At 73.8% G+C, this 11195-nt stretch carries 10 protein-coding genes; 4 read left to right on the top strand and 6 right to left on the bottom strand.

Translation table 11 applies throughout. The annotated features are described in order from the left end of the window. Together ACI6PP_RS21650 and ACI6PP_RS21645 are read right to left on the bottom strand one after the other, a co-directional pair. The coding region (locus ACI6PP_RS21650) for an AbgT family transporter (RefSeq protein WP_421113789.1) at positions 1-1057 on the bottom strand (1057 nt) is incomplete at its 3' end. Further along, positions 1054-2379, bottom strand: coding sequence for a M20 family metallopeptidase (locus ACI6PP_RS21645; RefSeq protein WP_421113788.1), 1326 nt, complete (start codon positions 2377-2379; stop codon positions 1054-1056). The genes ACI6PP_RS21650 and ACI6PP_RS21645, both read right to left, overlap by 4 nt. A 248-nt stretch (positions 2380-2627) precedes the next feature. On the opposite strand from ACI6PP_RS21645, the gene ACI6PP_RS21640 reads away from it, so the two are divergent. The 3 genes from ACI6PP_RS21640 (at position 2628) to ACI6PP_RS21630 (ending at position 6511) form a co-directional block, all read left to right on the top strand. Continuing rightward, complete coding sequence (locus tag ACI6PP_RS21640) at positions 2628-3740, top strand: S1 family peptidase (RefSeq protein ID WP_421113786.1); 1113 nt, start codon at positions 2628-2630, stop codon at positions 3738-3740. An 85-nt stretch (positions 3741-3825) separates the two neighbouring features. After that, positions 3826-6123 carry a molybdopterin-dependent oxidoreductase gene (locus ACI6PP_RS21635; RefSeq protein WP_421113785.1) on the top strand — a complete coding sequence of 766 codons (2298 nt, stop codon included), beginning with the start codon at positions 3826-3828 and terminating at the stop codon, positions 6121-6123. A gap of 181 nt (positions 6124-6304) precedes the next feature. After that, complete coding sequence (locus ACI6PP_RS21630) at positions 6305-6511, top strand: TM2 domain-containing protein (protein WP_421113784.1); 207 nt, start codon at positions 6305-6307, stop codon at positions 6509-6511. On the opposite strand, the gene ACI6PP_RS21625 is transcribed toward ACI6PP_RS21630, so the two are convergent. The 4 genes from ACI6PP_RS21625 to ACI6PP_RS21610 all read right to left on the bottom strand — a co-directional run bounded on the left by ACI6PP_RS21625 (position 6485) and on the right by ACI6PP_RS21610 (position 10147). Beyond that, on the bottom strand, positions 6485-7744 hold the full coding sequence (locus ACI6PP_RS21625; RefSeq protein WP_421113783.1) for an MFS transporter: 1260 nt from the start codon (positions 7742-7744) through the stop codon (positions 6485-6487). The genes ACI6PP_RS21630 and ACI6PP_RS21625 overlap by 27 nt on opposite strands. Continuing rightward, positions 7741-8211, bottom strand: a complete 471-nt coding sequence (locus ACI6PP_RS21620; RefSeq protein ID WP_421113781.1) for a MarR family winged helix-turn-helix transcriptional regulator — start codon at positions 8209-8211, stop codon at positions 7741-7743. Before ACI6PP_RS21620 ends, ACI6PP_RS21625 begins: the two co-directional genes overlap by 4 nt. 231 nt (positions 8212-8442) lie before the next feature. Beyond that, the gene (locus tag ACI6PP_RS21615) at positions 8443-9306 is read right to left on the bottom strand and encodes a sulfotransferase domain-containing protein (protein ID WP_421113780.1); all 864 of its coding nucleotides are present in this window, start codon (positions 9304-9306) and stop codon (positions 8443-8445) included. Between the two features lie 4 nt (positions 9307-9310). Continuing rightward, entirely contained in the window at positions 9311-10147 is an 837-nt protein-coding gene (locus ACI6PP_RS21610) for an aldo/keto reductase (protein WP_421113779.1), read from the bottom strand. A gap of 49 nt (positions 10148-10196) precedes the next feature. Between ACI6PP_RS21610 and ACI6PP_RS21605 the strand changes: the two genes are divergently transcribed. After that, positions 10197-11195, top strand: a 999-nt coding sequence (locus ACI6PP_RS21605) for an AbrB family transcriptional regulator (RefSeq protein ID WP_421113777.1), incomplete at its 3' end; no start/stop codon positions are given.

Genomic DNA, 11195 nt, shown 5'->3' with positions numbered 1-11195 from the left:
TGGCGGCCAGGGAGCGGGGGACGTCGGCCGAGCTTGTCCAGGTGCCGGACGCGAACCCGTAGACCAGGCCGGGGATCGCGAAGAGCACGAACACCACGAACACGATCGAGTCGAGCAGCGGCGACTCGGGGATGAACGAGCCGCCGTCGCCGCGCCAGGGCGACGCGCTCGGCAGCACCGCGGCGACGATGGCCACGGCGACGAGCAGCATCGTCAATCCGGCCCAGCGCAGGGCCCGGCGCTCGACGTCGGTGAGGTGCGCCTCGCCGATGGCGTCCATCGGGTGCTCCTCGCCGTCCTCGGACGCCTGCTGCTCGGTGGGCACGCCGATGCGGGTGAGGCGCGGCTCGAGCACGCGGTCGATCACGAAGCCCGCGACGAGGCTCAGCACGACCGCCGAGACCACGTTGAAGAAGTAGTTCGACACCGCGGTGACCGGCGTGCCCGGGTCGGGGAGCGACTGCGTCACGGTGGTGGTGATGCCGGCGAACAGCGCGTCCAGGCTGGTGACGAACACCGACGTCGAGTAGCCGGCGCCCACCGCGCCGAACCCGCCCAGCAGGCCCGCCACCGGATGACGTCCCGCGGCGGCGAACACCATCGCGGCGAGCGGAGGGATCACCACGAACGCGGAGTCGGACATGATCGAGCCGCTGATCCCGACGAAGCCGACCGCGTAGGGGAGCGCCCAGCGCGGCGCCGAGCCGAACGCGCGACGGATGGCCGCGGCGAGCAGGCCCGAGCGCTCGGCGATGCCGACGCCGAGCAGGATCGACAGCACGGTGCCGAGCGGCGGGAACTCGATGAAGTTCGGCACCAGGTTGGTGCTCAGCCACACCATGCCCTCGGACGTGAACAGCCCGCGCACCTGCGTGGCGTCGTCCGCGCCCGGGATCTGCACCCGGACGTCGCCGAGCGCCATCGCCGTCGAGACCACCGCGACGATCGTGAACAGGATCGAGAACAGCACGAACGGCTCGGGCAGCCTGTTGCCCGCGCGCTCGATCGCGCCGAGCATCCGGTCGACCCGGGTGGGTGCCGGGGCCTGCGCGCTCACCGCTCGGGCTCCGCGAAGTACTCCGCCGCGTCGACGGCCCCGCCGGCCGCCTCGAACTCGGCATGGACGTCGGCCCGCAGCTGCTCGTCCGACAGGTAGTCCAGGGCCGTCCGGGCCAGGCCGGACGCGCCGTCGGCCACCGCGCGGTCGCCCGCGGCCGACACGGCGGCGTCGGCGAACTCGCGGGTGTGCAGCGACGTCGACGGCGGGCTCACCGCGATCATCGGGTGCAGCGAGGGCACCCGGAACGACACGTTGCCGAAGTCGGTGGACGCCGCGAGCAGGTCGGGGACGACGCCCGGCGGCAGCACGTGCCGTCCGCGGGCCGCCTGGTGCTCGCTCCACCGCCCGCCGAGGGCGGCGTTCGCGCGGATGGGGAGCGTCGCCGGCAGCTCGTCCCACACCACCTCGACGCCACAGCCCGTCATCAGCGCGGCACCCTGGGCGATCTCCTCGAGCCGACGGCTCAGCGTGCGCAGGGTCTCGGGGTACTTGGAGCGGACGTAGAACAGCAGCTCGCCGTGGTCGGGCACGACGTTGGGGCGCCGGCCGCCGTCGACGACGACGCTGTGGATCCGGTCGGACGGCGGCATCTGCTGCCGGAACAGCCCCACCCCCTGGTAGGCGAGCGACACCGCGTCGAGCGCGTTGCGTCCCATGTAGGGCTGCGCGGACGCGTGCGCCGTCAGGCCGTGGAAGTGGACGCGGCACAGGCGGCGTCCGAGGAACACGTGGTCGCCGACGTCGTAGCCGAACGGGTGCACCATCAGGGCGGCGTCGAGGTCGTCGAGGACGCGGGCGCGGGCCAGGATCTCCTTGCCGGCGCCGCCCTCCTCGGCGGGCGTGCCGAGCCAGACGACGCGGCCGGGCAGGTCGTCGCCGAGCGCGGCGAGGGCCAGGAACGCGCCGACGCCCGCCGCGGCGATGACGTTGTGCCCGCACCCGTGGCCGATCTCCGGCAGGGCGTCGTACTCGCTCATCAGCCCGATGGTCGGTCCGCCGGACCCCACCTCGGCCCGCAGCGCGGTGGGCAGGCCGCCGACACCACGCTCGACGCCGATCCCGCGCGCCTCGACGACGGCGGCGACGGCCTCGGCGCTGCGGTGCTCCTCGAAGGCGACCTCGGGGTGCGCGAACAGGTCCTGCGACAGCGCGACGAGCGCGGGCGTCGAGGCCTCGACGTCGGACTCGATCCGGTCGAGGAGCGTGGGGTCGGCGCCCCGGTGCGGCGACACCACCGGCAGCGCCGCGGCGGCCCGGGCGAGGGTCTCGGCGGCGACGTGGTCGGCGAAGTCGGTCGGCACGGGCTGGGGCTGGCTCACGCGGTCCTCCTGCTCTCGGTACGGGGTCCGCACAGTCTGGCCGCGCTCGCTCCCGGCTGCACGGGACGTCCGCCGACTGGGCGGAAGTGAACAGTTAACGAGCGCCTCGACGGTTGGGCCCGGCGCGACGGGGGTACTTCCCTGTCGAGTCGATGCACGTCGGGCGTCGTCACCGGACAACCCGGAGGCGGCGCTCCGGCTCGAGAAGGGCCCGCACCAGGCGGTCCCGCGTCCCCGAGGAGTTTGCGTTGTCTTCTCTGCAGTCCCGTACCCGGGCAGGCCGTCGCGCCGCAGCCACCGTCCTGACCGCCGGGCTGGCCACCGCCGCCCTGGCGCTCGCCCCGCTCACCGGCACCTCCGCCGCCGACGGCACCGACGCGCCCGACGCCTCCACCAAGGCCGCCGCCGCGCAGGCGAAGTCCGACCAGGCCGCGACGAAGGTGGCCCGCTCGATCACCAAGGCCGTCGCCGCCGACGGTGGCTCGTACCTCACCAAGTCCGGCAAGGTCGTCGTGAACGTCACCGACGCCGCCGACGTGGCGACGGTCGAGAAGGCCGGCGCCACCGCCAAGGTCGTCGACCACAGCACCGCCCAGCTCAAGGCCGCCGAGGCCGTGCTGACCGAGAAGGCCAGCATCCCCGGCACCGCCTGGGCCATCGACCCCAAGACCAACGCCGTGCTCGTCACCGCCGACTCCACGGTGAGTGGCAAGGAGATGGCCACCCTGCAGTCCGTGGCCAAGAGCCTCGGCGGCAAGGTCGAGGTCACCCGTGAGTCGGGCACCCTCAGCACCACCGCCCGCGGCGGCGACGCCATCTGGGCGCAGGGCGGCGGACGCTGCTCGCTCGGCTTCAACGTCCGCACGGCCTCGGGCCCGGCCTTCGTCACCGCCGGCCACTGCACCGACGTCGCCGCCAACTGGTACAACGACCAGGGCCAGACCAGCCTGCTCGGCACCAACGGCACCGGCTCGTTCCCCGGCAACGACTACGGCATCGTCCGCACCTCGACGGCCGGACCGAGCACCGTCAACCTCTACAACGGCAGCACGCAGACCATCACCGGCGCCGGCACCCCCAGCGTCGGCCAGACGGTCACCCGCTCCGGCAGCACCACCGGCCTGTTCAGCGGCCGGGTCACCGCGCTCAACGCCACGGTGAACTACGCCGAGGGCAGCGTCACCGGTCTCATCCGCACCACCGTGTGCGCCGAGCCCGGCGACTCCGGCGGCTCGCTCTTCGCCGGCTCCACGGCCCTGGGCCTGACCTCCGGCGGCAGCGGCGACTGCACCTCCGGTGGCACGACCTACTTCCAGCCCGTGCAGGAGGCCCTCTCCGCGTACGGCGCGTCGATCGGCTGACGCAGGACCGGCACCACGCAGCAGGGCCCCGGACGGACCTCGGACCGTCCGGGGCCCTGCGCGTGTGCTCGCCTAGGCTTCGGCCGTGACGACCGAGCAGCGCTTCCCGCACCTGTCCCACTGGGGCGCCTTCGACGCCGTGCGCGGGGCGGACGGGTCGTTCCGGGTGGAGGCGGCGGCCGACGACCCCGAGCCCGCGAGCCTGCTGGCGAACGTCCCGGCCAACCTCGACGAGCGGACGCGCGTCCTCGCGCCCCACGTGCGGCGCGGGTGGTGGGAGGACGGACCCGGTCCGGACGAGCGTCGCGGCCACGACGAGTGGCTCCAGGTCTCCTGGGACGAGGTGCTCGACCGTCTCGCAGGAGAGCTCGAGCGCGTGCGGACCGAGCACGGCAACGAGGCGATCTTCGGCGGCTCCTACGGGTGGGGCAGCGCCGGACGGTTCCACCACGCGCAGAGCCAGGTGCACCGGTTCCTCAACGCGATCGGCGGCTACACCCGGTCGGTGCACACCTACAGCCACGGCGCCGCCGAGGTGCTGCTGCCGCGCGTCGTCGGGGGCCTGGAGCCGCTCGCCACCCCCACCGCGTGGCCCGTGCTCGTCGAGCACACCGAGCTGTTCGTCTGCGTCGGCGGGCTGCCGGCCAAGAACATGCAGGTGGGGTCCGGCGGCGTCGACCGTCACCTCGTCGGCGGACACCTCGTCGAGGCGCATGCGCGCGGCGCCGAGCTGGTGCTCGTCAGCCCGATGCGCGACGACCTCGCCGAGAGCCTCGACGCGCGGTGGATCGCGCCCTGGCCCGGCAGCGACACCGCCCTGCTGCTCGCGCTGTGCCACACCGTCATCACCGAGGGGCTCGGTGACCCCGGGTTCGTCCGGACGCACTGCGTGGGCGGCGACGAGCTCACCGCCTACCTGACGGGCGAGGCGGACGGCTTGGTGCGCGACGCGGCGTGGGCGTCGGGCATCTGCGGCGTCGACGCCGACGAGATCGTGGCGCTGGCCCGACGGATGGGCTCGCGCCGCACGATGCTGACGCTCAGCTGGTCGATCCAGCGCGCCCAGCACGGCGAGCAGGCCCTGTGGGCCGGCATCGCGCTGGCCGCGCTGCTCGGGCAGATCGGTCTGCCCGGCGGCGGCTTCGGCCACGGGTACGGCGCGACGGCCAACATCGGCAACGCCGAGGTGCCCGGCGGCATCCCGCGCTTCGGCCAGGGCCGCAACCCGGTCGACTCGTTCATCCCCGTCGCGCGCATCTCCGACCTCCTGCTGCACCCGGGCGACCCGTACGACTTCGACGGCCGGCGGCTCACCTACCCCGACACCCGGCTCGTCTACTGGGCCGGCGGCAACCCGTTCCACCACCACCAGGACCTCACCCGGCTGCGTCGGGCGTTCACCCGTCCCGACACGATCGTGGTGCACGACCCGTTCTGGACCTCGACCGCGCGTCACGCCGACGTCGTCCTGCCCGTCACCACCACGCTGGAGCGCGACGACCTCGGCGGCTCGAAGGTGAGCGGCACGCTGGTGGCGATGCGGCGGGCGTCCGAGCCGCTGGGGGAGGCCCGCGACGACTTCTCGATCCTCGGCGACCTCGCCGCACGCCTGGGCGCGGCCGAGTCGTTCACCGAGGGACGCACCGCCGACGAGTGGCTGCGGCACCTGTACGAGCAGTGGCGGTCCGGCCTTCCCGAGGACGAGAGCCCGGCCGAGGACTACGACGCGTTCGTCGAGGCCGGACGGGTGTCGCTGCGCGGCGCGGACGCGGGACACGTCATGTTCGCCGAGTTCCGGGCCGACCCCGAGCGTCACCCGCTGGCCACGCCGAGCGGACGGATCGAGCTCGCGTCGGCCACCATCGCCTCGTTCGGCTACGACGACTGCCCCGGTCACCCGTCCTGGTTGGTGCCCCACGTGCTGACGACGCTGCCAGGGGAGGGTGAGCACCCGCTGCTGCTGGTGGCGAACAACCCGCGCAGCCGCCTGCACAGCCAGCTCGACCACGGTGCCACCAGCCAGGGGTCCAAGGTCGCGGGACGCGAGCCGGCGCGGATGCACCCGGCCGACGCCGCCGCGCGAGGCCTGTCCGACGGCGACGTCGTGCGTGTCGAGAGCGTCGTGGGCAGCGTGCTCGCCGGGCTGGTGACGAGCGACGTCGTGCGGCCCGGTGTCGTCCAGCTGTCGACGGGCGCGTGGTTCGACCCGTCGCGTCCAGACGTCGCCACGTGCGTGCACGGCAACCCCAACGCGCTGACGTCGGACCTGCCGACGTCGCGCCTGGCCCAGGGGTGCACCGGCCAGCACGCCCGCGTCGAGGTGCGGCGCTGGGACGGCGAGGTGCCCGCCGTCGGCACCCACGTCGCTCCCTCGGCGTCCTAGCCTGGCCGGCATGACGACGCCGCAGGGACCGCCTCCCGGCCAGGGCCCGCCGCCGGGATGGGGACCCCCGCCCGGATGGAGACCCCCACCCCCGGGCCACGGGCCACCGCCCCCGGGCTACGGGCCGCCCCCGCCCGGCTGGGGCCCGCCGTGGGCGGACCCCGCCGCCCGGAGCAAGCTGGTGGCCGGTCTGCTGGGCGTCTTCCTCGGTGGGTTCGGCATCCACCGCTTCTACCTGGGCTACACCACGATCGGCATCGTCCAGATCGTCGTCACGCTGGTGACCTGCGGGCTCGGGTCCTTGTGGGGCCTGGTCGAGGGGATCCTTGTCCTCGTCGGGGCCGGCGGGTTCACCACCGACTCAGACGGTCGACCGCTGCGCGACTGAGACGTCGGCGTCGTCCTCGGGGATGACGTCGGACGGGTCGTCGTGCTCCGAGGCGGGCTCGCCGTCCTCGTCGAGCCCGGCGTCGGCGTTCGTCATCGCGGTGTGGGCCGTGGACAGCACGCCCACCGCGACGAGCACCGCGACCGCGGCGATCGCGAACGGCACGTGCACGTTGAAGCCCTCGGCGAGCTTGCCCGCGGCGAACGGCGCGAGACCGCCACCGACGAAGCGGACGAAGCCGTAGGCGGCCGAGGCCACCGGGCGCTCGACGGGCGAGACGAGCATGACGGCCTGCGTCGTCAGCGTGTTGTTGATGCCGATGAAGATGCCGGCGACGACGACCGTCGTGATCAGCACCCACAGCACGTCGGTGAACACGGCCATCACGGCGAGGTCGACGGCGAAGAGCGTCAGCGCGAGGTACAGGCCGCGGGCGGTGCCGAGGTGGCTCTGCAGCCAGGGTGCGCCGGCGACCGAGAAGATCGCGACGAGCAGGCCCCACCCGAAGAACACGAAGCCGAGCTGGATCGCCGACAGCTCCATCGGGAACGGTGCGTAGCCGAGCATCGTGAAGAAGCCCCAGTTGTAGAGCAGGGCGGTGAGGCTCAGCGTCGCGAGCCCACGGTGGCGCAGCGCCTTGAGCGGTGCGCTGAGCGGGGTGTGGTGGTCGGGCTTGGGGGTGGCCGGGAGCAGCAGGACGGTCGCGACGAGCGCGATGGCCATCAGCACGGCGACGCCGATGAACGGCCCGCGCCAGCTGATGCTGCCGAGCGTGCCGCCGAGCAGCGGTCCGACGGCGATGCCGAGGCCGAGCGCGGCCTCGTAGAGCACGATCGCCCCGGCGAAGCCGCCGGTCGCGGACGCGACGATGACCGCCAACGACGTCGCGATGAACAGCGCGTTGCCCAGGCCCCAGCCCGCACGGAAGCCGACGATCTCGCCGACCGAGCCCGACAGGCCCGCGAGCGCCGAGAACACGACGATGATCGCCAGGCCGGTGATCAGGGTCCGCTTGGCGCCGATGCGGCTCGAGACCCAGTTGGTGCCGAGCATCGCGACCGCGGTGACGAGCAGGTAGCTGGTGAACAGCAGCGTCACCTGGCTGGGCGAGGCGTCCAGCTCCGACGACAGCGCGGGCAGGATCGGGTCGACCAGACCGATGCCCATGAACGAGATGACGCACGCGAACGCGACGGCGTACACGGCCTTGGGCTGACCGAGAATGCCCTTCATGCGGACTCCTTGTGGTGGACGGTGGTTCGGGTGGGCGTGACCATCGGCTGCACCTCGTAGGCGAGCTCGGTGAGGCGGCGCATCGCGGGCAGGGCCTGCTGCAGCGCCTCCTGCTCGGCGGGGGCGAGCCGGTCGACCAGGGCCGCGACGGCGTCGGCGTAGGCGTGGCGCCTGGTCTCGACGAGCTCGCGTCCGGCGTCGGTGAGCCCGACGAGCACGCTGCGCCCGTCGGACGGGTCGGCGTCGCGCCGCACCACGCCGGAGGCCTCGAGGCGCTTGACGAGCCCCGTCATGGCCGGCTGGCTGACCGCCTCGCGCTCGGCGAGGTCGGTGATGCGCGTCGGGCCGAGGACGTCGAGGGCTGCCAGCGTGTACGCGGCCGTGCGGCTCAGCGTCGAACCGATGTCGATCCGACGGCCGACGCTCAGCAGCGCGTCCAGCACCTGCGCGGTATCCGGTTGGGTCACGCAACTAGATATATCACGACGTTATGCAGTTGCGCCGTGAGGTGCGCGACACCCCGCCCGGCGGTGCCCCACCCACGACGCGACGGCCGCGGCGGTGCCGTACCCACGACGTTCGACGGGTTCGTGGTGGGTGGGCCACCGCCGGTCGTGGGTGGGACACCTGGCGGTGGGTACGGCCCCAGGATCGGCCGGATCGTGGGGCCGTACGCACCGCCGGCCGGCGCTGCCGGGTCAGCGGTGCAGCCAGGCGTCCAGGTCGGCCGGCAGGGACGCGGCGGCGCGGGCGCGGTAGCGGACGAGCCCGGCCGGGGGGAGCACCTCGGCGCCCTCGCCCGACGAGCCACGGCGGAAGAAGGCCGTCCGGTCGAGCAGCACGCCCGACGGGTCGGGGGCGGCCTCGCCCGCCCGGGCGCGCATCGACGAGAACGACGCCGCCTGCACCAGGGTCGGCCACACGGCCTCGTCCACCTCGACGCCGAGCCGGCTCGCGAGCCGGCGCATCTGGCCCTCCCGGTCGGTGAGGAGGTCGGCGTAGTGCACGAGCACGGTGTCGGCGTCGTCGCGGCGCTCCCACGCACCGCGGGCGTGGTGCCAGTAGCCGTCGAGGGAGTCCATCGACTCGACCGGGTCGCGCCGGGCGTCCACCCACGCGTCCAGCCACTGCTCGAGCGGGGGACGCTGGCGCGTCGGGACGGCGGCGCCGGTCAGCTCGTGGATCCGGTTCCGGTCGAGGTTGGCGCCCTGGTGGTACAGCGAGACGGCCGCGTCGAGCGGGTGCCGGCAGACGACGACGTACGTGGCGCGCGGGTCGCGGGGCAGGCCGTCCAGCGGTGTGTGCGACTTGACGACGCGCCGCCCCGGCTGCGCCTCGAGCCGCGCGAGCACCTCGTCGAGGGGCTCGACGAGGTGGTCGAGCCACGGCGAGAGCGTCGCGAGCGGTGCGGGCAGGTCGGCCGAGCCGCGCAGGAGCATCGCGACCACCTGCTGCACCCACGTCGTCCCGCTCTTGGACCGCGTGCTGACGACGACGTCGCCCTCGCGGAACCCGAACGACGCCCAGCGTCCGCTGTCCTCGTCGGACGAGGTGTAGCGCACCTCTCTAGAACTCCTCGTGCTCCAGGGGGTCGCCGCCCACGCGCTCGCCGGTGGCGAGGCCGTCGAGGCGCTTCATCTGGTCGTCGTTCAGCGAGAACGAGAACACGTCGAGGTTCTGCGCCATGCGCGTCGGGTCCTCGGACTTGGGCAGCGGGACGCTGCCGCGCTGCACGTGCCAGCGTAGGACGGCCTGGCCGGACGTGACGCCCAGCTCGTAGGCGACGTCCTCGAGGGTCTCGTTCGCGAGCAGGTCGCTCTTGCGGCCGAGCGGGCTCCACGCCTGGGTGACGATGTCGCGGCCCGCGTCGTAGGCGCGCTGGTCGGGCTGTGGGAAGTAGGGGTGCATCTCGACCTGGTTGACCGCGGGCACCAGGCCGGTCTCGTCCACGAGGCGGTCGATGTGCGCGGGCACGAAGTTCGAGACGCCCACCGAGCGGACGAGTCCCTCCTCCTGCAGCTCGCCGAACGCGCGCCAGGTGTCGACGTACTTGTCGAGGCGGGGGAGCGGCCAGTGGATGAGGTAGAGGTCGACGTAGTCCAGGCCGAGCCGCGTGAGCGAGCCCTCGAACGCCTTGAGCGTCTCGTCGCGCCCGTGGCTCTCGCCGCGCAGCTTGGTGGTGACGAACAGCTCGCCGCGCGGCACGGGCGACTCGCGGACGGCCGCGCCGACCTCGGTCTCGTTGCCGTAGGACGCGGCGCTGTCGAGCATCCGGTAGCCGGTGTCGATGGCCCGTCCGAACGCGGCGACGCCCTCGTCGCCGGTGATCGGGTAGGTGCCGTAGCCGAGCGCGGGCATCTGGCGGCCGTCGTTGAGCGTGAGCAGGGGTGCGGGGGAGGTCACCGCCCCACCCTACGGGCGGGCAGGCCCCCGCGGTCCTAGTGTCGTGCCCGTGGACGAGCAGCCGGGCGGACGACCTCCGCTCGCGGCGGTCGTCCGCGCCTGGGCGGTCGTGCTCGTCGTCGGCGGGCTGGTGAGCGGAGGGCTCGCCCTGGCCGGGCTGCCGTCGCCGGTGCTGTTCGGCGCGCTGGCGGGCGGCATCGCGCAGGCGGTCACGAGCCGCACCCGACTCGAGGTGCCGGCCCGGGCCTTCCAGGTCGGGCAGGGCCTGCTGGGCGCCACGATCGGCGGCCTGGTGAGCGTCTCGGCCCTGCAGACCATCGCCGCCAACTGGTGGCAGATCGCGCTCGTCACGCTCGCGACCCTCGTCGTCAGCATGGTGGCCGGTCAGGGCCTCCGCCTGCACCGCGACGTCAACGCGGTGACGGGCGCGTTCGCGCTGGTGGCCGGCGGCGCGTCGGGCATCGTCGCGGTCGCCCGCGAGCTGGGCGCCGACGAGCGCGTCGTCACGGTGATCCAGTACCTGCGGGTGCTCGTGGTGCTGCTCGCGATGCCGGTGGTCACCGCCGTGGTCTTCTCCCCGCCCACCGGCGGGACGGCGGACACGTCCGGTCCGTCCGCGTCGCTGCTCGCCGACCTGACGCTGTGCGTGCTCGCCGTCGTCGTCGGGCTCGGCGTCGCCCGCCTGACCCACCTGCCCGCGGGTGCCCTGCTCGGCCCTCTCGTGGTGTCGGTGGTGTTGACGGTGACCGGCGTGCTCGGCGCGGCGGAGGTGCCCGTCGCGCTGCAGCAGGTGGCCTACGCGCTGATTGGCGTACAGGTGGGGCTGCGGTTCACGCGCGAGAGCCTGCAGGCGATCGCGAGGATGCTGCCGCTCGCCACGGCCCTGATCGTCGCGGTGATCGCGGCGTGCGCCGGGTTCGGGCTGCTGCTGTCGGAGGCGACGGGCGCATCCCGCCTCGACGGCTACCTCGCCACCACGCCCGGCGGGCTCTACGCCGTGCTCGCGACGGCCGTCGAGTCCGGCGGCGACGTGACGTTCGTGCTCGGC

Source organism: Solicola agrisoli (assembly GCF_049059935.1).
GTDB lineage: Bacteria > Actinomycetota > Actinomycetes > Propionibacteriales > Nocardioidaceae > JAURVT01.
The sequence above is the reverse complement of the archived record's forward strand: the minus strand, read 5'-3'. Positions and strand labels throughout refer to the sequence as shown.

Coding starts and splice junctions, on each gene's coding strand:
- ACI6PP_RS21625 (WP_421113783.1), bottom strand. CDS start 7,744: ATGAAGGGCATTCTCGGTCAGCCCAAGGCCGTGTACGCCGTCGCGTTC.